Here is a 23,065-nt window from a genome sequence, read left to right on the forward strand (position 1 = left end):
GTGGGCTGCGGGTCCTGCGATCAGGCGCGTTCCGGCTGTACGGGTGTGACCGCCGTGCGGATGAAGGCTTGATTGTGGTGCGCATAGTCCCACTGCTCGATCAGGCAGTACTCCCCCGCGTCGCCCCATCGCAGGATGTTCGCCGAATTGGGCGCCCCGTGGCGTATGCGCGACGAGACGGCGGTTCCGGCCTGGAGCACCCACAGTCGCCGCGCCAAACCGTGCAACGCCAGCGTGTAGGGCAGATGAATGTGCCCGCCCAACACGAGATCGGCCCCGGCGGCCGACCAGGCACGCAGTGCGGCACCGTGGCCGCGCAACAGGTTGCGGCGGTCCTCAGGCTGGATCACGGCCGCCGGCTGGTGCACCACCACCACGCGCAACTGCTGCGCGCTGGCGGCGGTCAGCAGCTTTGCCACACGATCGATCTGCTCCGTGGACACCTCCCCGTTCTTGTGCCGCCATGCGCGCGTGGTATTGACGCCAACGACCAGCAGATCCTGCGACGCGTGCACGGGCTCGAGATCGGTTCCGAACACCGTGGCGTAGCGTGCGTAAGGGCGAGTCAGCCGCGCCCACAGGTCGAACAACGCGATGTCGTGGTTACCCGGCACGGCCAGAACCGGCGCCCCCAGTCGGTCGACGAAGGCCTTCGCCGCGCGAAACTGGGCGGGCCGCGCACGCTGCGTGATGTCACCCGACAGCACCACCACATCCGGCCGCTGCTGTGCTGCCAGGGCGATCAGGGCCTCGACCACGCGCGGCTGTTCGGTGCCGAAATGGGTGTCGGAGATGTGCAGCAGGACACTCATGCCGCAGCCTGTGGCGCGTTTGCCGTGCCTGCTGCGCCAGCGGCCTGGAGCAGGTACAAGGGCTTGTCCAGCACACGAATGTCGATAGGCGCGCGCATGCGTGCCACCTCACCGTCGAACGCCACCACCACCGTCCTGCGGCCGGGTGCCAGCGTGGGTTTCACCACCATGTGGTGGAACTCGAAACTTTCCACGCCGGCGGCTTCCCCCAGCCTGCCCATTGCCCCGTGCAGCATCAGGCCGATCATCGACAGCGTACCGATGGGTCGCAGCATCAGCGCGGCCATGCTGCCGGCGCCGGGCGTACCGGGCAGGGTGTCTTCCGGCTCCGCACCGACTTGCTGCAGCTGCAAGCGGTTGTTGCCCACGACGAGCGTCAAGGTCTGCACGTCGCGAACCGTGGAACCCGTCTCGATGTGCAGGCGCAGCCGGCGCTGCGCGCGCAGCAGCGTCGCGCAGGCCGCAAGGAACGCCACCCAGCGGCTGCGGCCAAAGCGGGCCTTGTAGGCCTCGCGGTCCTGCAACAGTTCGGGGTAGACCCCCAGGCTGGCGTTGACCAGGAAGACCCTGTCGTTGATGGCCCCCACCTGCACCGGCATCGGGCGCGCATCCAACAGCTGCCGTGCCGCAGCGGCTGGCTCGGTGGGTATGCCGTGCGTCCTGGCAAAGTAGTTGAATGTGCCGTACGGGATGACGCCCATTGCGCAACCGGCTGCGTGAGCGGCCTGGGCCACCGTGTTGAGGCTGCCATCGCCGCCGACGGCGACCACGGCCGTACCGCGCGCCACCGCCGCTGCTGCGGCCTCGGTGGCGACTCGCGCCAGCTCGGCAGGCGGGCAAGGCAACAGTTCGCCCGTGCGCCCATGCGCCGCGAGGGCCGATTGGATCACGGCACGCTTGGCATCAACGTCGAGCGCTCCCGCGGCGTCGTTGATCACGAACAGCAGGGCTGACGCAGGATCGAAGCGCGGGAGCGACATCGCGGAGCGCTGGATTGGGCTGGAAACCTTCATTCATGCCGCAGCAAATCGCCGAAGACCACGTACTCGCCGTCCCGGCGATCGGCGCCAGGCGCGTCGTAGAGCACCAGCCAGCAGGGCTTTCCACCGGCGATTTCGGGCGGCAGGTCACAGATCGCCTCGGCGCGGTTCGTGCCGCGCCCGTGGGGCAGCGAAACCGACTCTTTCAGCGCCGTTTCGAAGCGTACCGGTTCACGGTTGGCTTTGATCGTGGGTCTGGCGAGCGGCCACTTGAAGACACGGATATCGCCGTTGAGCACCATCGTCGGCCCGGCGAGGATATAGAGATCATCGCCAGAGAAGTGCAGGTCGCGGACGCCCAGGCCTTCGAGATGCAGGAAGTGCTTGCGCAGCAGCGTGCCGCTGTCATCCAGCGGTACCAGTTGCAGGTGGTCGCCGCGTGCCTCGACCGCGATCTCGAGCAACGCCGACCAGCCGCGCAGCACCGGGCCACGCAGGCCGAGCAGCAGCCGGCGTCCGTCCACCGCCAGGCCTTCGATGTCGAAGCCGTTGTCCTTGCCCGGGATCGCCATGTAGGGCCCGAAGTGGGGATCGTCGGCTAACGCGCGCGTGAGCAGGTTCGCCTGCGAATCGCCCTTCAGCCGCAATGCCCGCCGGCCGTCCTGAGCCTTGCGCACCAGGCAGGGCTCGCCCTGGGCGTCGGGTTCGATGGGGAGACACGCCAGCAGGCGGCGGTTACTGTCGAGTGCCACCTTCGCCAGCCGCTTGGCGTTGTCGGCGTGGTCGCGGTCCGGCTTGGCGTTCTTGCGCTTGAGGCCATGCGAACCGACCACCCACAGGTAACCATCGGCCACCGCCATGCCTTCCAGGTCGGCCTCTTCGTCGGCCGCACCGGGCAGGTCCAGCAGATCGGCCAGCGGAAAGTCGCGGGCTTCGCCAAAACGCAAGACCTCGCCTCCCACCGCGTCGAGCCGGTGCAGGCGGTCCAGGCCACAGGCTTCGTCGCCTGCCACCCAGAGCCAATCGCCGGTGAAGGCCGCACCCGACAAGTTGTCTTGAACCAGGGAGCCGGGCGCGAACTCCAGACGAACGGCGTTTGGATTTCGAGTGTTGGGCATAGACGTGTTCTCCGGAAGTTGCAGCGCTCCATGAGGTCTGCGAAGTGGAGAGAATGCGAGCCGCGGCCGCAATCAGCTGAAGTTTGCGACCGAATCGCTCCCGGTTGTTGATTCCCTTAACCCGCAGGGGCAGGACCACATCACGCCACCGTTCGGGCTGAGAGGGGACAGCCGGTCAATACGTGCCGGCGCCTTTCTTCTTGATGGCAATCAATGAGAATAGTTTGCATCGCCACCATTCTTGTCCGTATTCCCGGGCCCCGGGACGATCTTGGGAGCAAAGCATGGTGAAGAAGCTGGATGGCAAGGTTGCCGTGGTCACTGGCGCCAGTAGCGGAATCGGGAAGTCGATAGTCGAGAAATTTGCCGGAGAAGGTGCCAAGGTGGTCGCGTTCGCCCGCAATCGTGCTGCCTTGCAGGAACTGGAAGCGGCTTATCCCGGGCAGGTCAAAGCCGTGGCTGGCGACGTGACCCGATCCGAAGACCTGAAGCGCCTCGTTGACGAAGCCATCCAGGCATTCGGCGCCGTGGATATCGTCATTCCGAATGCAGGAATCGCGCGCGTCGTGTCGTTCGAGGCCAGCACCGCTGAAGCCTTCAATACGCAGTTTTCGGTCAATTTCTTTGCGGCCGCGGAAACCGCGCGCCTGTTCATCCCCCATATTCGCAAGGGCGGATCGATTCAGTTCATCACCACCTTCCTTACCCAGGTCGGTTTTCCCGGTCTGGCCATTTACAGTGCCAGCAAGGCGGCGTTGAAATCCCTGTCCCAGACCTTGGCTGCAGAGCTCGCGCCACAAGGCATCAGGGTCAATTCGATCGCGCCCGGGCCGATCGGGACACCGCTCTGGGGAATGGTCGGGCTGCCGCCTGACGTACTTGGTGCGGTTGCCGAAAAAATCACCTCGCGGCTCCTGCCGGGGGCTTTCGGCCAACCGGAAGACATCGCCGAGACGTCCGTCTTTCTGGCCTCGGACGCTGCCAAGAACATCTACGGACAGGAAATCGTCGTCGATGGCGGCTATACCGTCGGGTAGCACGAGGCGCTTGCAGAAATCGCTCACGTGAATCGCAGCGCCGGCGGGGACGAAAGGGCCGGCGCGGGTGATTGCAGCAGTCGGGGAATGAACAGCGTCATGGCGCGCCGCGCACCGGGATGAGTGGGGCGGGGGCGGGCCATACGCCGCGCTCGACGAGCCGCGCGCCCTCGAACACCAACCAGCTCTGCGCGCCGTAGTGAGGCAGGGGGCGCAGCAGCGCCCGCAGCGATTCCGCGTCCCGCGCGGAGACGACCGCCACCGGTGGGCCGGCCGGGACCGCGACGGTCCACACCTGGGCGCTGCCGCGACCGGCCAAGCGCTCGGGCCGGGGCGGCAGGCCGGCACGTTCCAGCGCGGCATCCACGTCCGCGTGCAGGCCGGCCAGCAGCACCGGCCCGCTTCCCTTGGTGATCTCACCCGGCGCGATCGCATGCGGGCTGACTTCGAACAGGCGCTGGGCCAGCGCGACGCTCGCTTCACGCACGTCCGCCGCCGCGGAGGCCTGTGCCAGATAAGGATTCCGCGCAATGACCCACTGCCGCAGGATGGGCGGCAACTGTTCCTGCCCGAGCAGGCGCCAGACCTGCAGCTCGGGGTCCAGACGCACGCCTGTGGGCATCGCCGCCACATCCAGCGTAACCGCCTGCCGCGCCTTGTCGACGTCGATCCAGCGCATCTCCGCGCGGTCGGGAAAGACAAGCTGCACGGGAAGGTGCAGGGCATAGGCGGGTGCGTTCTGCTCCACCGCGAGTGTCAGTCGCGCGCCCCCGGCCGTGTGGCGCACATCGGCTGCGGTGATCCTGACCGCCGGGCCGCCAGCACGGTTGATCCACTGCTTGAAGAAGGCCTCCAGAGACCGCCCCGAGGCGCGCTCGAAGGCCGCCTGCAGGTCGCTCCACGAAGCGGTGCGGAACTTCTGCGACTGCCAGAATGCACGGATGCCGCTCCGGAAGGCCTCCGCGCCGATCATGTCGCGGAGCATCACGAACAGCATCGCCGCCTTGCCGTAGCCCACCGCGGCCGCAGCGCCGTGGGTGCGGGAGCGGAAATCGGCCAGCGACTGGTGGTCACCCGCGGGTACGGCGGCAAAATCGCGCAGCCATCCCAGCCGCATCGCGCCGGCCGCCTCGGCGGACTCCGATTCCTTGTAGGCGTAGTCCGCCATGAAGGTGGTCAGCCCCTCCGACCAGTTGCCTTGGGCAAAATCGACGTAGACGCCGTTCCCCCACCAGTTGTGCAGCACCTCGTGGCCGAGCGAGGTCGCGCGGATGAACGGCAACTTCAGCACGTCGGCGCCGAGGTAGGTCAGCGTCGGCATGCCGAACCCGGTCGGCAGCGGGCTCGCCACCACCGAGAACTCGGTGAACGGATAGGTCCCGATCTCCTTTCCATAGCGCTCGAGGTAGCGCTGGCTGTCGTCCAGATAGCCCTCGGCAAGGCCGGGGATGGCATCCAGATCCGGGAAGAAGTAGGTGCGCAGGCGCACCGGCTCCGTTGACGCCCGCGGCATCATCTTCTCGCGGACGACCCAGGGGCCCGCCATGAGGTCGATGCCGTCGGCGGGCTGCGCGAACTCGAAGCGCGCCCGGTAGCGGTCCGACCCGTCGCCCGGAAGTTCTTCGGACTTCAGCCGCCCGGCCACCAGCGCCCGCTGGTTCCCCGGCACGGTCAGTGTCACGTTGTATGCAAACAGCGCCGCCGGCCGCGGATACCACCCGCCGCCGGAGGGCAGGAAGCTCCCTTCCGCCGAGGCGACTGGCGACAGGCCCTGGACCACATCGCGATGATCGAGCGTGCGGTCCAGGGCGGGCAGGGTGCCGGCATATTCGAGATGCAGCCGCTCGGCGGCCGGAGGCAGTGCGACCTGCCAGGTGCGGATGAAACCGTGGCGTCCCGCCGGACGGACCGCCACGGGCTTGCCGCCCGCCGTGGCGGCGGTCACTTCCAGCGCCTCGTGCAGCTCGAAACGGTAATCGCGGGCGGCTGGGGACAGGTCGGCCTGCACCGCGAGGCGGCGCGTGGCGGGATCGAGCTCAACCGCGAGATCCAGGGTCGGGGTCGCCGCCCGCGCCGCGGACGGGAAAAGGAACAGGTTCGGGAGCAGGACAGCGAGCAGAACAGCCGCGAGGGCCGACACCACCCGCGCCAGGGAACCCGTCCTCACGGCGCGGGGGGGAATTTGACGACGAGATCGAGCGTCTCGTCGCCGCGCTTCACGCGCATCGGCAGCCAGGTCCCCGGAGGCTGCGCGCGCACCGATGCGATCACCGCCCGCAGCTGCTTCGCGGGCTGCCCCGCCACTTCCAGCAGACGGTCGCCGTTCTTCAGGCCAGTCTTGTCGGCCAGGCTGCCGACGGTGACGTTGGCGATGCTTACGGTGCCATCGTCCTCATCCAGGCGCACGCCGAGCCGCGGGGGCTCCGGCTTCGCCGCCGCGTACGTCGGCAGCGCGAACACGGCGTCCGCCAGGCCGGTACGAAGGTCCCCGCAGTCGAAGTTCGCCGGTACGGGAAGCAGGGTGCCGATGCGGGTCACGCCGAGGTCGCGCAACTGATGGGGCACGCCATGACCGTAGCGGATATGGCCGCTGCCCATGACGCCTACCACCAGCGGTTTTTCCCCCGCCGGCCCCGCGGACAGTGGCCGCGCCAGGGCTTCGGCCATCGCCCGGTCCCAGGTGGTCTGCGCCTCGACGAAGTGGGCGAACGCCGCATCGCTCTTTGCCGGCTTCGTATCGTCCTTGCCCTTCCGGACAGGGTGGTCGCGATACACCTGGAACAGCAGATCGCGATAATCCTCGGCCGGTGCCGCGGGGCGGCCCACGCCTTCCCGCTCTGCCGACGGGATCGCCTCCCAGCCCTTGTCCGCGATGGTGCGGGTGAGCTGCTGGTCGACGTTCAGCGCGACCATGCGGATGCGGTTGATGCGGGCGAACTCGAACAGCGGCAGATACAACTCCGCCGGCAGGTTCCACACCTTGCCCCACTGGGACTGCTCCAGAAACTCCTTGACCGTGAGTTCCCCGGCCACCCAGCGGTCCAGCGCCGGCTGCACACGGCGCGGGAACATCTCGAAACCCAGCACCATGTTCGGCCGCTGCACATGGAGCGCGGCGAGCGCCTGCAACTGCCAGCGATGATGGTCGTGCTCGTCGTGGAGCTCCCCGAGCAGCACAACGTCGCGCTTCGCCATCTCCGTCAGCAGCGGCAATGCGCTTGTGACCCGCGGCCGCTCCCCGTCAAGGCTGTTCCACGCGGCGGGCGCGAGACAGGCGGAGGCAGCGGTCGCGGTGGGGATTTCGCGGGCGGCCGCTCCGTCGTGGAAACCGGATCCCGCCAGAGCGATGGCGGCGGTGAGCAGGCGTACGAGGTTCGAGGTCATCGCTTTCCGAGAGTGCGGTGGCATATCTCCGATTGCATCGCGGGCGCCGAGTTCCCGGAGGGGAGAACGCCGGCATGCGTCTGGCGTCACTTCGCTGCCCTGCCAGGTTCGCCCGCGGGCAGGGCAGGGGCAAGTCGTCAGCCAGCCGCTTCCGGCCGCGGGTGTTCGAAGAAGAAGCGCAGCATGTGCTCGGCCGCGTCCGGCCCTTTGGGATCCGTATACGAGCCGCGTGCACTGCCGCCGGACCAGGCGTGGCCGGCACCGTGGATCAGCCAGTGTTCGGCGACCGATGGGCCGTCGAACTGATGGTAGAGAGTGCGCGTATACGCATGCCCCTGCGGCACCTGTCCGTGCTCCACCGTGACGCGCGCGTCGGGCGCGGCTTTCGCTCGCTGCGCCGCGCTGGGCGGCATGCATTGCGCGATCACGCCGTCGCCGTTGCCGGGATGGACCGTGGTGTCCCGGTCGCCGTGAAACACGATCGCCGCCACGGGGGATGCACTTGAAACCGCCTGGGCCGCGCCAGCTGGTGGCGAGGCACGGCCTTGTTGCATGGCCGCCAGCGCGGACGGGAGATCGCGCGCGACGGCGTGCGGTAGCCCGGAATGGATCCCGACTGCCGCGTAAAGCTCCGGGTAGCGGACCGCCATCGTCATCGCCATCGCGCCGCCCGCCGAAAGGCCGGCGACGTAGATGCGGCGTGCATCGACCGCATGGGTGTCGCGTATCTGACGCGTCATGCCCGCGATGATCGAAGGCTCGCCCTGGTCGCGCTGCTGGTCGCTTGCCTTGAACCAGTTCCAGCATTTCGACCCGTTCGCGCCCGAGTTCTGAGCCGGGTAGAGAACGAGGAACTGCTGCTTTTCGGCGAGCTCGTTCATCTGCGTGCCTGCGGCGAAATCGTCAGGGTCCTGCGTGCAGCCGTGCAGCATCACCACCAGCGGCAACGGCTGGTTCTGATAACCGCTCGGCACATACAGCTTGTAGCTGCGCGCCCCGGCAGCATTGGAATAGGACGCGGTGACGAACTGCGCGCCCTCGGGCAAGGGTTGCGGCACGCCCCTCGGCGCCGGCTGCCGGAGCGACCCCTGCAGGGACTGCAGGTGCTCACGCAGCCTGGCGGCGTCGATTCGTGACCACACCGGGCGACGCTGCGGCGCGTGCTGCGACTTCGGGGCAGTATCAGGCTCGACGTCGACGATGATGAAGTCGGCGTCCGTCGCATCGGCGGCGCGCGGCGGGTGCTCGGCGCGATGGGGGGCGGGCTCCGCGTCCATCAGGACGACGCCACCGTCGATCACGGTTTCGGTCGAGGTCGAACTGCTGGCGGGCTCGTTCCCGTGCCCGCCGTGGAGGGCGCGCTGGATGAGCGTGGTCGCCTCGAACAACTGCCCGGCGCGAGTCAGACGCAGGGCCTCCTGCATTGCGGAATTCATCGGTGCGTTCATTACGAAATCTCTCCTGTGCGCCGGCACTCGATCGGGTTCGACCGAGGCCGCGCGTGACACGCTGCGAATCAATGGATGCGATCAGCCAGGGCGGCCTTGACCGCGGGGCTGGCATGGAAGGCCCCCAGCACGACGATCGAATCGATCGTGGCGAGGGCAAGTTCGGGAGACACGTCGGTGGCGATGGTGGCCAGGCCCAGCACCTGGATCTGAAGTTTCTGCCCGGCCGCTTGAAGAGCCTCGAGATCGGCGCGCGTGTAGCGCTGGAGCCCGAGGACAAAGGTCTTGCGCGCCACCGTTTCCCTGACCACCTCTGCGTGGGTGGCCAACTGGTTGCGGATCGCCGTGCGGATCAGGTCGGTGCGGTTGGAATAGAACCCTTCCTGCACCAACAGATCGATCTGCCCGAGGTCGACGACACCGAGGTTGATCGTGATCTTTTCGCTGACCTCACCCGCTTTCTGGCGCAACTCGTGGACGCTCATTACCATCTCCGTACCATCTGTATGGATGGTAGTGTAGGCGAGGAAGGCGCCCTGTCAAGCTGCGGATCAGGAATGGGGCTCGGCGGAAAGTCCTATACTGTCATCTTCGCAATCGCCCGACGGTCGCCGCAGCGACCGCGCATCCTATCCGGACAAGAGGCAGGAAGATCATGGGCAGATTAGCGCCACCTGAGGCTGTGCCTGTGCGATGGCACAAGGCGGAATCACGGAACGAATTCACGGCCGATTCGATTCGGACCCGGCCCAAGAATCCGGTGTCGCAAGTTGGCGTCGCCGCGCTGATCGACGTCGAATCGCTGCGTTCGTTTCTCGACGGGCTGTCCGATCTGGTCGGTATCGCCACGGCGTTGCTCGACCTCGACGGCAACATCCTGCAAAGCGCCGGCTGGCAATCGGCCTGCACGGCCTTCCATCGCACGGTTTCGGGTTCGGCCGTCAATTGCACCGAGAGCGACCTCTTTCTCGCCAGCCATCTGCGAAAGGGCGAGTTCGTCGATTACAAATGCAAGAACGGATTATGGGACGTCGTCACGCCCGTATTCGTCGGCAAGGAGCATCTCGGCAATCTCTATTGCGGCCAATTCTTCTACGAAGACGACGTCGTTGACGAAAGCTTCTTTGCGGCCCAGGCCGAGCGTTTCAACTACGACAAGGCCGCGTATCTGGCCGCCATAGCCGCCATCCCGCGCTTCAGCCGCGAAAAGGTGCGCAGCGTGATGGGCCTGGTCGTCAACCTGGCTGCCTACCTGTCGCACCTGTCGCTGACCAATCTGCGACTGCAGGAAAGCCAGGGGCGCATGGAAGCGCTCATCAATGCCTTGCCCGACCCGGTCTGGCTCAAGGATACGAACGGCGTGTACCTGTCCTGCAACAGGGCGTTCGAGCACCTGGTTGGCAGTACCGTCGGTAATATCGTCGGTCGCCGCGACGACGACTTCTTCCCGGCCGAACTGGCCGAATTCTTCCGCGGCAAGGATAGGGAAGCCATCGCCGCCGGCGAGCCGCGCCGCAACGAGGAGCTGGTTCCGGCGGCCGACGGCAGGCCGGCGATCCTGCTGGAGACCGTAAAAGCGCCATTGCCCGGCGCCGATGGGGCGCCGGCCGGCGTCCTCGGGATCGCGCGCGACATCACCGAGCGCAAACGGGCCGAGGACCGGATCCGTTTTCTCGCCCACCACGACGGACTGACCGGCCTGCCCAACCGCAGCAGCCTTTACGAGCGCATGGAGCAGAGCATCGCCATGGCTCGGCGATGCGGCAAGGCGATGGCCGTCATGCTGATCGACCTCGACGGCTTCAAGTCGATCAACGACACGGTCGGTCACCACGTCGGCGATCGACTGCTGGTCGAGGTCGCAAAACGCCTCGAGCATTCCGTGCGGCACAGCGATATCGTCGCCCGGCTGGGCGGCGACGAATTCGTCGTCGCCCTGACCGCGATCGAGAATGTCTCGGATGCGGCCGAGGTCGCCGCCAAGATCGTCGATCAGCTCGCCGCGCCTTATCCGATGGTCGACCATGAGTTGCGCACCTCGCCGAGCATCGGCATCTGCTTCTATCCCGACGATGCCACCGAAATCAACGAGCTCGTCAAGAATGCCGATATCGCGATGTACCGCGCCAAGGCGGCCGGCCGGTGCAATTTCCAGTTCTATACCGAGGAGATGCGGACGGCCGTCGCTGAGCGCGTAACGGCGGAGAAGGCGCTGGAGGTCGCGCTGACCGAAGGACAGTTCGTCCTGCATTACCAGCCGCTGATCGAGCTCGACAGCGGTCGGGTCGTCGGCGTCGAAGCCCTGGTGCGCTGGCGTCATCCGGAGCGAGGAACGATTCTCCCGGGTGACTTCATTCCGCTAGCCGAAGAAACCCGACTGATTCTGCCGCTCGGCAAATGGGTCCTCGAAGAAGCCTGCCGGCAGCTCAAGCGCTGGCACGACGCGGGGCTGAACGAGCTGGAGATGTCGGTGAACTTGAGCGCGATCCAATTCCAGGAAAAGGACCTGCCTGACCTGGTCAAGCAAGCCGTGGAGCGTGCTGGCGTGCCTGCCAGTTGCATTCACCTGGAGATCACCGAATCGATGGCGATGCGGAATCCGCAGCAGAACATCGTGATGATGAAGGCGCTGACCGATCTGGGCGTCAAAGTGGTCCTCGACGATTTCGGTACGGGCTACTCATCGCTCGCCTATCTGAAGCTCTTTCCCATCGACATCATCAAGATCGATCGCTCATTCGTGAGGGATCTCGAGACAGACGAGAACGACTCCGCGATCTGTGAAATGACGATGCTGCTGGCGCGAAAGCTCGGCCTGCAGGTGGTGGCCGAAGGGGTAGAGACGGAGGCTCAGCTCAACTTTCTGGGGAGCATCGGGTGCCAGAGGATTCAAGGGTATTTGTTCAGCAAGCCCATCGCAGCCGAGCAGATCGAGGAATTTGTTGAAGGCTTTCGGGCGCCGCGGGTGGAAGTGGAGCGCGGCTAGGCTGCCCGGATCGGGGGCGCGTGGCTGAAGGGCGGCGAAGGGAAAAGTGGCTGGCTCGTTGGGATAGGGATCGTGGGCATTGCCTGCAGCCGCCGACGATACTAGAACGGTGGAAAGGCTTCGCTTCTGCGCGGAGCGGCAGTTGTCTTCGACCTCATCGACAAGAGGGGCGGCGAAATGAGCAATGCCAACCGAGAGCTGGTCAAGTTGTGGTTCGAGCAGGTGTGGAACAAGGGCGACGAGAGCGTGATCGACCGGCTGATGTCACCGACCGCGACGGTCCACGGGCTAGGTGCTGCCGACGACAAGCCGGTCAGCGGTCCCGAAGGATTCAAGACCTTCTTCCGGGCCTTCCGCACGGCCTTCCCCGACATCAGGATCCGTATCCTGCGCACGATCTGCGATGGCGACATGGTGGCCTGCCACTGCGCCGTCACGGCGACACACACCGGCGGAGGCCTCGGAGTGGCCCCGTCCAAAGCGCCGATCGAGATCTATGGCGTTTCGATCGCGAGAATCGAGAATGGCCAGATCCAGGAAGGCTGGAACTGCTACGACTTCTTGTCCCTCTATCAGCAGATCGGCCTGCTTCCCAAGCTGGCTGAGAAGCCAGGGGAAGCGCCGCCGCTCGCGTGACTGGCTACTTCCGCCAGAACGGCAGGAATTGCGAGAACTGCCGCAGCTGGAAGCTCGTCTGCTTCGGCCGGCAGGCTCCCACTATTTCCCAAGTGAATCGAACGCGACCAAGTGGTCGTTGTGACTCGCATGGAGGTGACGTATGGATGTCCGGTCCATCTTGCGCCGCAGCGCCCTGATCGCGCTTGCCGCACCGCTTCAAGGCTGCTGGCTTCTGGGGTCATCCGACGCAACGATCACTCAGGCGAGTCGCGTCCGGTTTATCGAGCCTGCCGATGGGGCAACCGTCTACACCCCGTTCAAGGTCAAGCTTGGGGTCAGCGGCTACACTGTGCGCCCAGCCGGCCAGGGGGGTGACAGCTCAAGCGGTCACCACCATCTGATCGTCGGCGCAGGGCCAATTCCCGAAGGCGATCCGATCGCGTTTGATCCTGCCGGCGCCACGCCTCATTTCATCCACTGGGGTATGGGCCAAACGGAAGCGATGGTGGACCTCCCATTCGGTCGTCATGCCATCACCGCGCAATTTGCCGATGGTGCTCATATGTCGTATGGACCTCTTGCCGCGGCGAAGATCACCGTGACTGTCGTAGGGGTCGAGGTCGCTCCGCCGGCTCCGGTAACGACAACCCCCGCGGAGTGAGCTTGTAGGACGCGAAACGACAGTTGGCAGTGGAGGAGGCTTCTGCTGCAGGACAGTCCATCAGAGACTCCAGATCGCATTGCGTGAGACCTTCATTTGCATAGCAGAACGGAGGGCACTTGCATGGGTGGTCACGGCAGGAGATCGGCCTGACCGGTTGGGGCGCCTCGTCGCCAATGACTGCAACGTATCAGTGAAACTGTAGGACTGGAGGTTGGCCCCGACGACCGCTTTGTCCGCCTGGCTACAGCCGGACCCGACCCACTGCAGTCGCTCGATCCCTCAACGAGTTGAAGGCCGCTATCGGGTAGAGAGTTGTCGATGCGCGAGCGGCACCGCTCAATCTATTCTATTCAACCGACCAAGGCGTTGGCCGCAAATCCTGGCCCAAAGCCCGCCAACAAAGCGCCACGATAGTTACGTAGATCGCCAGCACTAGCGGAAATAGAATGTGAGCATTCATGTTAAAATGAATTGTATGCTTGGCTTGCGCGTAGAGGGTGACCCCGTCTCTATACGCCAAGCCCTTCGCGTTCGGAAACGGGGGGGCTAAGTAGCCATACGCTAGAATTCCGAAATAGGGATCAAAGCGGACCCACACCTTGTCGCCGGTAGCAAGACGAGGCAGGAAGAATTGTCCGCAAAAGCTCTTTTGAGTCCAGAAGCCACAATGAATGTCGCGAGACCCTGTCTCCGTGTCAATAACGTAGCGTGGTGGATAAAGCCTATTTCGTCCGGCGCTTAACTTGCCTGCTATGCGCCACGTTCCGGTGATGACCTCCAAGGATTCTTCAGGGGGCACGCCTCGGGTGTAGTAGACGAAAACCGGCCCTAATAAATAGAGATAGAAAGCAAATTGCGGAACGATGAATAGCCATGCCGTGCGCGCCCTTATTCTTGGGTGGCCGGTCAGTGCCAATGCGCGGAGAAACCTCCACTTTCTAGGAGTGTACTTCATTCTGAATTTAATTGATTTTATAAAATTCGGCTTTGCTTCGTAATGAACTAATGTTCAAAAAAACTTCCGTCCGTCGTCGTCAGAGCAGGACGATATATCATTATGTCATGAAATTCAGGTCAGACTGCTTCCGACGTCCATGAGTCAGGTTCCGGTGTGGAGCAGCCGCTCGAGCGGCAGTTTGCGAGAATTAGCCACAGACCGGTTGTGGCCGGACTCTGCCTGTCGCCACCCCCGTCAAGCTGCCGTTCGCCCGAGTGCTTGCTTGCCGGCGACCACGATCGGCAGCCCCCGACACTAAGCAGATGTCACAATTGCGCAAAAGCTGCAGCCCACACTCGGCACTCGGCTAGAAGCCTCCAGCTTCCCGCCTCGAGGGGAACAACAATTAGTCGTCGAGTTCAACGACCCCGCAGGCAATCCTGCCTCCAGCGTCTCCGGTATTCAACGTGGTCGCATCGGGAGTCGGAGCATACCTGGCCGGAATATTGGCATAGTTATCCGGGGCCGCATGGACGATGATTGCACTGCCATCACCATCGAAGAGATCGGCGACTGAGAAGCGGTCGGTCCGAAACCTCGCCTCCCCAGTACCATCGGCGGTCACTAACAGAACAGGCATGTCGCCTGCTTCGGACGGATGAGGGGTGCCGCCCCCGCCCGTCTCGCCCGGCTGGAAGTGAAAACCCGCTGAAGTGAAGGAGGGCGGAGTGCAGGTGCCCGTCTCATGCACGTGAAATCCATGAAAGCCGGGCGGGAGGTCGTTAACCTTGACTCGTACCCCTACAATGCCATCGTCTTCTTGGAGCCAGACGGTTCCCACTCGCTGGCCAGCGGTGTCGAGAAGTCTTGCTCTGGCTTCGCTTGCCTCCGCAGTCGTTCCGAACACGCTTATGAATGCACCGAGGATCCCAACCAGAATGATGGGTTTCATGAGTCCACCTCCTTTTTTCCCAGAGAGCGATTCAACCGCCCGCGCCCACAGGAGAGGCCCAAATGACCAGGGAACCTTCCAATGCAGCGGGCATGAGAACACGCCCACCCTACCAGGCTCTTCACTTAGAGTTTGGCAACTGTTGGCAGATCGGAGCCTCGCCTCATTGATCCAACATAGTCAATGGCCGGAAGCATTCAAGGGAAATGTAACGGCCAGCGTCAGCTCCTGGCCGCGAGCACGAGTTCAGCTTCCGTCGCCGTAACCGGCCCGTCGGGTCGCCCAGACGACGCTGAGGGCAGCTATGGAAGACTGGCGGCGGCGCCGACCGCCATTGTCGAGTCCGCGCATGTCGCGATGCCGTCAGGCCCGTCAGCGGAACTTGAATGCCCGCAACGGTCACCTATGTTGAACCATGGGGCCGCAGGGGAAGAAGGAACTTGCAATGACGAAAGCGAAGGCAATGGCGTTGGCGGCGCTCGGCGGCGCGGTCGGTCTGGTGACCGGTGGTTCGCTCGCGGCCGCCCCGGACGGTACGAGTCTGAGCGAAGCCGAAAAGATGGCCGTGTTCAAGACGGCGAAAGCCGTGCAGCGCAAGGGCAAATGGGTGGTGTGCGCGGACGACCCGAACGGGACCGGAGCCACCATCGAGACCGTGCGCGACCTCAACGGCGATGGCCTTCCGGAAGTCGTCGTGACGGAGGGCGGCAGCTTCTGCTACGGCGCGGCCGAAATGGGCTATCAGTTGCTGAGCAAGCAGGCGAATGGCTCCTGGAGGGTGATGTCGAGGAACAGCGGAATCCCGCAGTTCTTATCTTCCCGCGGCGCAAACGGCTGGCCGGACATTTCCGTGGGCGGCCCCGGCTTCTGTTTTCCGGTCGAGCGCTGGAACGGGAAGGTGTATACCCTTCACCGCTTCGAGTATGAAGGTAAGCGCTGCAACCCGCCGCGCTAGCCCGGATATCGGGTCAGAAGGCGCACTAATGCAGGTGTCAAAGCCACGTGGCACCAATCAATAAAAGCGGCGCGCGTGAAGCAGTCGCTCAGCGCGTTTTCCGGCTGCACGGCAGGTGACCGTCGGATTGCCGCCCGAGTCTCGCTAGGGGGCCAAGGTCGGCCATGGCCGATTAAGCGACGGAGACGATCAGGCCGCCACCGGGCGCATTCCGATCGGAACACCCCGCGCGACGCGCGGGCGCACCAGGCCGGCGCCCGGCTATCGAGTTCTCACGGCCCGCTGCCGATGCCGGCATCAGCAGCGAGATTGATCACTTCGAGCCGTGCGCCTCGTAGTAGTGCGCAATGGCAGGAATCCCGGCGATCCGGTCGACGAAGGCCGCTAGCTTTGGCGTTACGGTCTCGATCAGGTCGGCTGGAATGTGGTCCAGCTTGCCGGAGCCTAGCCAGCGCAGGACGATGAAGGCCTTGAGGTCGGCCACGGTCAGGCGATGGTCCGCAAAAAACTCGCCACCGTGACTTTCGAGCTGGTTCTGCAGCCATCGCAAATAGCGTGGCAACGTTTCCGCTGCCAGGGCCTCGCGGGCATTCTTCAGCACATCCCCGGTCATTCCGAACGTTGTCCCGAGTTTTGTGTTGATGTCTTCCAGCGCGCCCATCACTTCGTCGCAGAACAGCGCCTGCAGGTCGTCTTCGGGGTAAAGCCCGGCGAGCTTGCCCGCATAGCGCGTAATCGCGTCGCTCTGGGTGACCTGCACGTCGTTGATGTGAAGAGTCGGCACCTGGTTCAGCGGTGTGGTCTTGCGAACCTCTGGAAAATCGCCTGGCGCAAAACGATTGTCCTCGAACGGAATTCCGCCGATGTGCAGGGCCAGCCGCGCGGGCTCCCCCCGTCCGCCGGAAAAATCGAAGTAAGTAAGCTTGAGTTTATCCATGGGTCCTTGTCGGGCGTGCGCGCCGCGTTGTGGGTCGGAGAGCCTTGCGATGGGCCGGAGCAGGCGGGTAGTGCAAGAGTTACGTATAGGCCACGTCGCGCGGGCATGCAAGGGCATCCAGTTCGTCCAGGAAGACTTGTGCACCGCACCGTGACGCTTTTGTAAGGCGAAACCCGTCGATGGACAAAAGTGTCAGTGGGGAAGTTCACCCAATGGGTGCGCAAATTTACCCAACGCCACAAAAACAACCACTTACGGCGCATGGCACGGCGGGTGCATTAGTAGGCCTGAGGGCGGCATAAGCGAGTTTGATTGATCGCCCCGAGTGACGAAAACGTCAGCCCCCGTCCAGCGGCGTGAAAACGACCCCGAGACGCTCGGGCAGGCGAGTCAAAGTCCTACGAATAAAGGAGACAAGAGACATGGCAATGACAGGCGTACTTCGCCCCGGTCACGCGCAGGTTCGGGTGCTGAATCTGGAAGAGAGCGTACGTTTCTACCGCGACGTGCTCGGTCTGGTCGAGACCGGCCGTGACGCGCAGGGCCGCGTGTATTTCAAATGCTGGGACGAGCGCGATCACAGCAGCTACGTGATCCGCGAGGCCGACAGTGCCGGCCTCGACTTCTTCGCCTTCAAGGTGCTCGACAAGGCCACGCTGGAGAAGCTCGACGCCGACCTGCAGGCCTACGGCCTGAAGACCGAGCGCATCCCCGCGGGCGAGATGCTGGCGACGGGCGAGCGCGTGCGCTTCGAGCTGCCGTCGGGTCACCTGATGGAGCTGTACGCGGAAAAGACCGCCGTGGGCAACGGGCTGGGCGTCGTCAATCCGGCGCCGTGGGGGCGCGAGCGCGAGCATGGCATCGGCCCGGTCCGCCTCGACCATGCGCTGCTGTACGGCCCGAACGTGGCCGAGGTGCAGAAGATCTTCACCGAGGTGCTGGGCTTCTACCTCGTCGAGCGCGTGCTCACGCCGGACGGCGAAAACAACGCGGCGATCTGGCTGTCGTGCTCGCACAAGGTGCATGACATCGCCTTCGCCGAGTACCCGGAGAAGGGCAAGCTGCACCACTGCTCGTTCCTGATGGAGACGTGGGAGCAGGTGCTGCGCGCGGGCGACATCATGTCGATGAACAAGGTGGCGGTGGACATCGGTCCGACCCGCCACGGTGTAACGCGCGGCTGCACGATCTACGCGTGGGATCCGTCCGGCAACCGCTTCGAGACCTTCATGGGCGGCTACCAGCCCTATCCGGACAACACCGAGCCGCTGACCTGGACCTTCGACAACTTCGGCCAGGGTCTCGACTACCCGCAGCGCAAGCTCCACGAAACCTTCCTCACCGTCGTGACCTGAGCGGAGTGCGAGCGATGAGCGACCTTAGGGCTCCCGCCGGCTTCGATACCACGCGCCGCTTCGTGCGCGTTACCGGAGCACGGTCCAACGGTTTCGTCGAATTCGATTTCGCGGTCGGCGAGCCCGAGCTGGCGGTGGAAATGATCCTGCCCCGCGACGCCTTCGCCGAGTTCTGCGAGCACAACGCGGTCGAGATCCTTCCCCCGGTGACCGAAGCCGACTCGACGGACGCCTCGTCCGACGACTCGAAAGAGCCGAGCGACTGGGACTGGCGGCTCGCCGACGCAACCCGCACCCGCTTCAGATAAACGGACAACCGCGCTCCCGCCGTGGAGCGCGCTTCAGGAGACAAACATGCAGATCGACCTCCGCACAGTGAGCATCCAGCCGCTGCGCCAGACTTTCGACCACCTGGCCCGCCGCTTCGGCGACAAGCCGGCGTCGCGCTACCAGGAAGGCGGCTACGACATCCAGGCCGCCGAGAACCTGCACTACAAGCCGACCTGGGACCCCGACCAGGAGCTCTACGACGCGAAGATCACGAAGATCGTGATGCAGGACTGGTACGCGCTGAAGGATCCGCGCCAGTTCTACTACAGCACCTACACGCTGGCGCGCGCCCGCCAGCAGGACGCGACCGAATCCAACTTCGCCTTCGTCGAATCGCGCGGACTCGCCGACATGCTGCCGCCGGCGGTGCGCGAGACGGCGCTGAAGCTGCTGGTGCCGCTGCGTCACGCCGCCTGGGGCGCGAACCAGAACAACACGCTGATCTGCGGCTACGGCTACAGCACCATCTTCACGCAGCCGTGCATGTACCACGCGATGGACAACCTCGGCATCGCGCAATACCTGTCGCGCCTAGGGCTGCTGCTCGGCGACACCGAAGCGCTGGACGAGGGCAAGGCCGCATGGCTGGAAGACTCCGCGTGGCAGCCGCTGCGCCGCTACGTCGAGGACACGCTGGTGCTGCGCGACCCGTTCGAAGCCTTCGTCGCGCAGAACGTCGCGCTCGACGGCCTGCTGTACCCGCTGGTGTACGCCCGCATCGTCGATGACACCCTCTCGGCGCAGGGCGGCTCGGCCGTCGCGATGCTCACGCAGTTCATGACCGACTGGTTCGACGAGACGAAGAAGTGGGTCGATGCCGTGCTGAAGGTCGCTGCGGCCGAATCCGACAACAACCGCGCGGTGCTGCAGGACTGGATCCGCGCGTGGAGCACCCGTGCCGCGTCGGCGCTGCTGCCGGTGGTGGAAATCGCGCTCGGCGCGCAGGCCGACGACGCTGTCGGCGAGCAGCTCGCGGACTTCCGCGCGCGCATCCAGAAAACCGGCATCACGCTCTGAGAGGCCCCGCATGTCCACCGTATTCATTGCCCTGCAGGCCAACGAAGAAACCCGCCCGATCATCGAGGCGATCGAAATCGACAACCCGCTGGCGGTCGTCAATCGCCAGCCTGCGATGGTGAAGATCGACGCGCCGAACCGGCTGGTGATCCGCAAGGAAACGATCGAGGAGCAGATCGGCCGCGAGTTCGACCTCCAGGAACTGCACATCAACCTGATCACGCTCGGCGGCAACGTCACCGAAGACGACGACTCGCTCACGCTGAGCTGGGCCGAGTAATCGGGCCACGAGTTTGGGTAAATTGAGGAGACCGACATGGATATGAAAGTTGCGAAGAAGAAGCTCGGCCTGAAGGAGAAGTACCGGCTGATGACGCGCGATCTCGGCTGGGAGCCGACCTACCGCGCCAAGGACGAGGTGTTCCCCTACGTGAATTACGAGGGGATCAAGGTGCATGACTGGGACAAGTGGGAAGACCCGTTCCGTCTGACGATGGATTCGTACTGGAAGTACCAGGCCGAGAAGGAGCGCAAGTTCTACGCGATCATCGACGCGCATGCGCAGAACAACGGCCACCTCAACATCACCGATGCGCGCTACCTGTCGGCGCTGAAGATCTTCCTGCAGGCGATCAGCCCGGGCGAATATGCCGCGCACAAGGGGTTCGCCCGCGTCGGCCGCGAGTTCCCCGGCGTCGGCACGCAGGTGGCCTGCCAGATGCAGGCGATCGACGAGATCCGCCACGCGCAGACGCAGATCCACGCGCTGTCGAACTACAACAAGTACTACGACGGCTTCCACGCCTTCGCCGATGCGCGCGACCGCATCTGGTACACGTCAGTGGCGCGCTCGTTCTTCGACGACGCGATGTCGGCCGGCCCGTTCGAATTCATGATCGCGATCGGCTTCTCGTTCGAGTATGTGCTGACCAACCTGCTGTTCGTGCCCTTCATGTCGGGTGCGGCCTACAACGGCGACATGGCGACGGTGACCTTCGGCTTCTCGGCGCAGTCGGACGAGGCGCGCCACATGACGCTCGGCCTCGAGTGCATCAAGTTCATGCTCGAGCAGGACCCGGACAACCTGCCGATCGTGCAGGGCTGGCTCGATAAGTGGTTCTGGCGCGGCTTCCGTGTGCTCGGCCTCGTCTCGACCATGATGGATTACATGCTGCCCAAGCGCGTGATGTCGTGGCGCGAGGCGTGGGAGATCTACGGCGTCGAGAACGGCGGCGCGCTGTTCAAGGATCTGGCGCGTTACGGCGTCCGCCCGCCCAAGGGCTGGGATGACGCCGAGAAGGCCATCGACCACATGTCGCACCAGTTCATGCTGGGCCTGTACCAATGGAGCTTCGGCACGTCCTTCCACTCGTGGATTCCGTCCGACGAGGACATGGACTGGCTGTCGGCGAAGTACCCGACGACCTTCGACAAGTACTACCGCCCGCGCTGGGATCACATCCGCAAGCTCGCCGTCGCCGGCACGCCGTTCAAGAACTTCGGCCTGGCGAAGCTGTGCCAGACCTGCCAGTTGCCAGTGGTGTTCACCGAGCCGGACGACGCGACGATGTCCTGCCATCGCGAGACCGAATACAAGGGCGAGAAGTACCACTTCTGCTCCGACGGCTGCCAGCACATCTTCGACAACGAGCCCGAGAAGTACGTGCAAGCGTGGCTGCCGATGCCGTCGCTGTTCCAGGAGCTCAACGGCGACATCGGCGCCTGGATGAACTGGGTGGGCCTGCGCGACGGCGAGGACAACGGCGACTACTCGGGTTCCCGCGACCAGCGCAACTTCGACCAGTGGCGCGGGATGGCGACCTCGAACACCTGAAACCGACCCGGAGGAGACAAATCATGACCGTAGCAGCAATCAAGGAATACGTCGGCGTGCCGCGCGACCGCGTCGAGAACTTCAACGGCAAGCAGCTCGTATATGTGAGCTGGGACCATCACCTGCTGTTCGCAGCGCCGTTCCTGCTGTGCCTGCCGCCGCAGACGACCTTCCGCGAACTCGTCGAAGGGCCGCTCAGCGCGCTCGTGCAGCCGGACCCGGACGCCGCCGCGATCGACTGGACCAAGGTGGAGTGGCTGAAGTCGAACCAGCCCTGGACGCCGGACTTCGAGCGCAGCCTCGCGGACAACGGCATCGGCCACAAGGACCAGCTCCGCATGCGCACGCCCGGCCTTGCTTCGCTGTCGGCGGCTGCCTGAGGGGTTTGCCATGAGCTATGAGTTGACGATCGAACCGCTCGGCCAGACGATCGAGATCGAGGAAGGGCAGACGATTCTCGACGCGGCGCTGCGCGCGGGCATCTATCTGCCGCATGCGTGCTGTCACGGCCTGTGCGCGACCTGCAAGGTGCAGGTCGTCGATGGCGAGATCGAGCACGGCGAGGCCTCGAGCTTCGCGCTGATGGACTTCGAGCGCGACGAGCAGAAGACGCTGGCGTGCTGCGCGACGGCGCAGAGCGACCTCGTGATCGAAGCCGAGATCGAGGAAGACCCGGACGCCGAGAACCTGCCGGTGCGCGATTTCGCCGGCACCGTGAGCCGCATCGAAACGCTGACGCCGACGATCAAGGGCGTGTGGATCAAGCTCGATGATCCGGAAGGCATGCGCTTCCAGGCCGGGCAGTACATCAATCTGCAACTGCCGGACGGCATCGGCAGCCGGGCGTTCTCGGTCGCGAGTGCGCCGTCCGACGCGGGCGAGATCGAGCTCAACATCCGCATCGTGCCGGGCGGGCAGGGCACGCGCTACGTGCACGAGACGCTGCGCGTGGGCGACCGCGCGAAGATCGCGGGCCCCTATGGCCGCTTCTTCGTGAAGAAGTCGGCGCAGGTGCCGGTGGTCTTCATGGCGGGCGGGTCGGGGTTGTCGAGCCCGCGGTCGATGATCCTCGATCTGCTGGCGGAGGGTTTCGAGCTGCCGATCACGCTGGTCTATGGGCAGAGAACGCGCGAGGAGTTGTATTACCACGACGAGTTCCTCGCGCTGGCCGAACGACATCCGAACTTCCGCTACGTGCCGGCGCTGTCGCACGAACCCGAAGGCTCGGACTGGCAGGGCTTCCGCGGCTTCGTGCACGAGGCGGCGAAGAACCACTTCGACAACGACTTTCGCGGTCACAAGGCCTACCTGTGCGGGCCGCCGCTGATGATCGATGCGTGCATCACGACGCTGATGCAGGGGCGGCTGTTCGAGCGCGATATCTATACCGAGAAGTTCATCTCCGCGGCTGATGCGCAGCAAGTCCGCAGCCCGCTGTTCAAGGCGATCTGATAGGGATTTGAAAAAGCCGTGCTAGTGAGCCGCCCCCGTCGGGCGGTACTCCGCGCCTCCTTCAACGCGTGGCGGAGGCGTCGGCACGGAGTACCGCCCGCCGGGGGCTGCGTTGTGCCGGGAATCAGGACGCTGTGGACGGCGATCGACCGCGAAAGTCGATACCTAGCGAGTATCGGGAATCGAAACTAAAAGTATTGGACGGTATATCTGGCCGTTCCTAGACTGGTTTCCATGCCCGGCAAGTCG

General features: G+C 64.6%; 22 protein-coding genes. 12 read left to right on the forward strand and 10 right to left on the reverse strand.

Going from position 1 to position 23,065, the window contains the following annotated elements; all coding sequences use genetic code 11:
* Positions 1–20: 20 nt before the first annotated feature.
* The 3 genes from GPA27_RS17235 to GPA27_RS17245 are packed head-to-tail and all read right to left on the reverse strand — an operon-like array spanning position 21 to position 2,910.
* Positions 21–812, reverse strand: a complete 792-nt coding sequence (locus GPA27_RS17235; protein WP_169141729.1) for a metallophosphoesterase family protein — start codon at positions 810–812, stop codon at positions 21–23.
* Positions 809–1,825, reverse strand: coding sequence for a diacylglycerol/lipid kinase family protein (locus tag GPA27_RS17240; protein WP_246261191.1), 1,017 nt, complete (start codon positions 1,823–1,825; stop codon positions 809–811). The genes GPA27_RS17235 and GPA27_RS17240 overlap by 4 nt, the downstream gene beginning before the upstream one ends.
* Complete coding sequence (locus GPA27_RS17245) at positions 1,822–2,910, reverse strand: DUF3616 domain-containing protein (RefSeq protein ID WP_169141730.1); 1,089 nt, start codon at positions 2,908–2,910, stop codon at positions 1,822–1,824. The genes GPA27_RS17240 and GPA27_RS17245 overlap by 4 nt, the downstream gene beginning before the upstream one ends.
* Positions 2,911–3,194: 284 nt before the next feature.
* Between GPA27_RS17245 and GPA27_RS17250 the strand changes: the two genes are divergently transcribed.
* Positions 3,195–3,947: an SDR family NAD(P)-dependent oxidoreductase gene (locus GPA27_RS17250; protein ID WP_169141731.1), complete on the forward strand. Its 753-nt coding sequence runs from the start codon at positions 3,195–3,197 to the stop codon at positions 3,945–3,947.
* A gap of 97 nt (positions 3,948–4,044) precedes the next feature.
* Here the strand turns inward: GPA27_RS17250 and GPA27_RS17255 are convergent, their stop codons facing one another.
* The 4 genes from GPA27_RS17255 to GPA27_RS17270 all read right to left on the reverse strand — a co-directional run bounded on the left by GPA27_RS17255 (position 4,045) and on the right by GPA27_RS17270 (position 9,264).
* Complete coding sequence (locus tag GPA27_RS17255) at positions 4,045–6,090, reverse strand: M1 family metallopeptidase (protein WP_373322775.1); 2,046 nt, start codon at positions 6,088–6,090, stop codon at positions 4,045–4,047.
* Between the two features lie 20 nt (positions 6,091–6,110).
* Positions 6,111–7,331, reverse strand: a complete 1,221-nt coding sequence (locus tag GPA27_RS17260; protein WP_169141732.1) for a ChaN family lipoprotein — start codon at positions 7,329–7,331, stop codon at positions 6,111–6,113.
* Between the two features lie 137 nt (positions 7,332–7,468).
* Positions 7,469–8,779 (reverse strand): extracellular catalytic domain type 1 short-chain-length polyhydroxyalkanoate depolymerase, encoded by a 1,311-nt coding sequence (locus GPA27_RS17265; RefSeq protein ID WP_169141733.1) that lies wholly within the window; start codon positions 8,777–8,779, stop codon positions 7,469–7,471.
* Positions 8,780–8,847: 68 nt separating this feature from the next.
* Positions 8,848–9,264, reverse strand: a complete 417-nt coding sequence (locus tag GPA27_RS17270) for a ribbon-helix-helix domain-containing protein (protein WP_169141734.1) — start codon at positions 9,262–9,264, stop codon at positions 8,848–8,850.
* A 170-nt stretch (positions 9,265–9,434) separates the two neighbouring features.
* Between GPA27_RS17270 and GPA27_RS17275 the strand changes: the two genes are divergently transcribed.
* The 3 genes from GPA27_RS17275 (at position 9,435) to GPA27_RS17285 (ending at position 13,044) form a co-directional block, all read left to right on the forward strand.
* On the forward strand, positions 9,435–11,765 hold the full coding sequence (locus GPA27_RS17275; RefSeq protein ID WP_246261193.1) for an EAL domain-containing protein: 2,331 nt from the start codon (positions 9,435–9,437) through the stop codon (positions 11,763–11,765).
* A gap of 177 nt (positions 11,766–11,942) precedes the next feature.
* Positions 11,943–12,401 (forward strand): ester cyclase, encoded by a 459-nt coding sequence (locus GPA27_RS17280; RefSeq protein WP_076602919.1) that lies wholly within the window; start codon positions 11,943–11,945, stop codon positions 12,399–12,401.
* Between the two features lie 142 nt (positions 12,402–12,543).
* Complete coding sequence (locus GPA27_RS17285) at positions 12,544–13,044, forward strand: DUF4399 domain-containing protein (RefSeq protein WP_169141736.1); 501 nt, start codon at positions 12,544–12,546, stop codon at positions 13,042–13,044.
* A gap of 349 nt (positions 13,045–13,393) precedes the next feature.
* On the opposite strand, the gene GPA27_RS17290 is transcribed toward GPA27_RS17285, so the two are convergent.
* Positions 13,394–13,963 carry a hypothetical protein gene (locus GPA27_RS17290; protein WP_169141737.1) on the reverse strand — a complete coding sequence of 190 codons (570 nt, stop codon included), beginning with the start codon at positions 13,961–13,963 and terminating at the stop codon, positions 13,394–13,396.
* Positions 13,964–14,390: 427 nt separating this feature from the next.
* On the reverse strand, positions 14,391–14,936 hold the full coding sequence (locus GPA27_RS17295) for a superoxide dismutase family protein (RefSeq protein WP_169141738.1): 546 nt from the start codon (positions 14,934–14,936) through the stop codon (positions 14,391–14,393).
* Between the two features lie 445 nt (positions 14,937–15,381).
* Between GPA27_RS17295 and GPA27_RS17300 the strand changes: the two genes are divergently transcribed.
* Positions 15,382–15,891 (forward strand): hypothetical protein, encoded by a 510-nt coding sequence (locus GPA27_RS17300; RefSeq protein WP_211165059.1) that lies wholly within the window; start codon positions 15,382–15,384, stop codon positions 15,889–15,891.
* A 313-nt stretch (positions 15,892–16,204) separates the two neighbouring features.
* Here the strand turns inward: GPA27_RS17300 and GPA27_RS17305 are convergent, their stop codons facing one another.
* The gene (locus tag GPA27_RS17305) at positions 16,205–16,828 is read right to left on the reverse strand and encodes a glutathione S-transferase (RefSeq protein WP_169141739.1); all 624 of its coding nucleotides are present in this window, start codon (positions 16,826–16,828) and stop codon (positions 16,205–16,207) included.
* Positions 16,829–17,250: 422 nt separating this feature from the next.
* On the opposite strand from GPA27_RS17305, the gene GPA27_RS17310 reads away from it, so the two are divergent.
* From GPA27_RS17310 to GPA27_RS17340, 7 genes are read left to right on the forward strand one after another with little or no spacing between them, the layout of a single operon-like run.
* A complete protein-coding gene (locus tag GPA27_RS17310; protein ID WP_076602915.1) occupies positions 17,251–18,183 on the forward strand; it encodes a catechol 2,3-dioxygenase in 933 nt (310 codons plus the stop codon).
* A gap of 14 nt (positions 18,184–18,197) precedes the next feature.
* Entirely contained in the window at positions 18,198–18,491 is a 294-nt protein-coding gene (locus tag GPA27_RS17315; protein WP_169141740.1) for a phenol hydroxylase subunit, read from the forward strand.
* Positions 18,492–18,537: 46 nt separating this feature from the next.
* Complete coding sequence (locus GPA27_RS17320; protein ID WP_169141741.1) at positions 18,538–19,530, forward strand: aromatic/alkene monooxygenase hydroxylase subunit beta; 993 nt, start codon at positions 18,538–18,540, stop codon at positions 19,528–19,530.
* A 10-nt stretch (positions 19,531–19,540) separates the two neighbouring features.
* Positions 19,541–19,810: an MmoB/DmpM family protein gene (locus tag GPA27_RS17325; RefSeq protein ID WP_076602912.1), complete on the forward strand. Its 270-nt coding sequence runs from the start codon at positions 19,541–19,543 to the stop codon at positions 19,808–19,810.
* 36 nt (positions 19,811–19,846) lie between these two features.
* Positions 19,847–21,364: an aromatic/alkene/methane monooxygenase hydroxylase/oxygenase subunit alpha gene (locus tag GPA27_RS17330; RefSeq protein WP_169141742.1), complete on the forward strand. Its 1,518-nt coding sequence runs from the start codon at positions 19,847–19,849 to the stop codon at positions 21,362–21,364.
* 23 nt (positions 21,365–21,387) lie between these two features.
* Complete coding sequence (locus tag GPA27_RS17335) at positions 21,388–21,744, forward strand: phenol hydroxylase subunit P4 (RefSeq protein WP_169141743.1); 357 nt, start codon at positions 21,388–21,390, stop codon at positions 21,742–21,744.
* Between the two features lie 10 nt (positions 21,745–21,754).
* Entirely contained in the window at positions 21,755–22,816 is a 1,062-nt protein-coding gene (locus GPA27_RS17340) for an NADH:ubiquinone reductase (Na(+)-transporting) subunit F (protein ID WP_169141744.1), read from the forward strand.
* Positions 22,817–23,065 lie beyond the last annotated feature (249 nt).

The organism is Aromatoleum toluolicum (genome assembly GCF_012911005.2).
Classification (GTDB): domain Bacteria; phylum Pseudomonadota; class Gammaproteobacteria; order Burkholderiales; family Rhodocyclaceae; genus Aromatoleum; species Aromatoleum toluolicum.

What these genes read in the sequence shown, in the direction of transcription:
- GPA27_RS17235 (WP_169141729.1), bottom strand. Translation starts at nt 812, where the DNA reads ATGAGTGTCCTGCTGCACATCTCCGACACCCATTTCGGCACCGAACAG.
- GPA27_RS17240 (WP_246261191.1), bottom strand. Translation starts at nt 1,825, where the DNA reads ATGAAGGTTTCCAGCCCAATCCAGCGCTCCGCGATGTCGCTCCCGCGC.
- GPA27_RS17245 (WP_169141730.1), bottom strand. Translation starts at nt 2,910, where the DNA reads ATGCCCAACACTCGAAATCCAAACGCCGTTCGTCTGGAGTTCGCGCCC.
- GPA27_RS17250 (WP_169141731.1), top strand. Translation starts at nt 3,195, where the DNA reads ATGGTGAAGAAGCTGGATGGCAAGGTTGCCGTGGTCACTGGCGCCAGT.
- GPA27_RS17260 (WP_169141732.1), bottom strand. Translation starts at nt 7,331, where the DNA reads ATGACCTCGAACCTCGTACGCCTGCTCACCGCCGCCATCGCTCTGGCG.
- GPA27_RS17265 (WP_169141733.1), bottom strand. Translation starts at nt 8,779, where the DNA reads ATGAACGCACCGATGAATTCCGCAATGCAGGAGGCCCTGCGTCTGACT.
- GPA27_RS17270 (WP_169141734.1), bottom strand. Translation starts at nt 9,264, where the DNA reads ATGAGCGTCCACGAGTTGCGCCAGAAAGCGGGTGAGGTCAGCGAAAAG.
- GPA27_RS17275 (WP_246261193.1), top strand. Translation starts at nt 9,435, where the DNA reads ATGGGCAGATTAGCGCCACCTGAGGCTGTGCCTGTGCGATGGCACAAG.
- GPA27_RS17280 (WP_076602919.1), top strand. Translation starts at nt 11,943, where the DNA reads ATGAGCAATGCCAACCGAGAGCTGGTCAAGTTGTGGTTCGAGCAGGTG.
- GPA27_RS17285 (WP_169141736.1), top strand. Translation starts at nt 12,544, where the DNA reads ATGGATGTCCGGTCCATCTTGCGCCGCAGCGCCCTGATCGCGCTTGCC.
- GPA27_RS17295 (WP_169141738.1), bottom strand. Translation starts at nt 14,936, where the DNA reads ATGAAACCCATCATTCTGGTTGGGATCCTCGGTGCATTCATAAGCGTG.
- GPA27_RS17300 (WP_211165059.1), top strand. Translation starts at nt 15,382, where the DNA reads ATGACGAAAGCGAAGGCAATGGCGTTGGCGGCGCTCGGCGGCGCGGTC.
- GPA27_RS17305 (WP_169141739.1), bottom strand. Translation starts at nt 16,828, where the DNA reads ATGGATAAACTCAAGCTTACTTACTTCGATTTTTCCGGCGGACGGGGG.
- GPA27_RS17310 (WP_076602915.1), top strand. Translation starts at nt 17,251, where the DNA reads ATGGCAATGACAGGCGTACTTCGCCCCGGTCACGCGCAGGTTCGGGTG.
- GPA27_RS17315 (WP_169141740.1), top strand. Translation starts at nt 18,198, where the DNA reads ATGAGCGACCTTAGGGCTCCCGCCGGCTTCGATACCACGCGCCGCTTC.
- GPA27_RS17320 (WP_169141741.1), top strand. Translation starts at nt 18,538, where the DNA reads ATGCAGATCGACCTCCGCACAGTGAGCATCCAGCCGCTGCGCCAGACT.
- GPA27_RS17325 (WP_076602912.1), top strand. Translation starts at nt 19,541, where the DNA reads ATGTCCACCGTATTCATTGCCCTGCAGGCCAACGAAGAAACCCGCCCG.
- GPA27_RS17330 (WP_169141742.1), top strand. Translation starts at nt 19,847, where the DNA reads ATGGATATGAAAGTTGCGAAGAAGAAGCTCGGCCTGAAGGAGAAGTAC.
- GPA27_RS17335 (WP_169141743.1), top strand. Translation starts at nt 21,388, where the DNA reads ATGACCGTAGCAGCAATCAAGGAATACGTCGGCGTGCCGCGCGACCGC.
- GPA27_RS17340 (WP_169141744.1), top strand. Translation starts at nt 21,755, where the DNA reads ATGAGCTATGAGTTGACGATCGAACCGCTCGGCCAGACGATCGAGATC.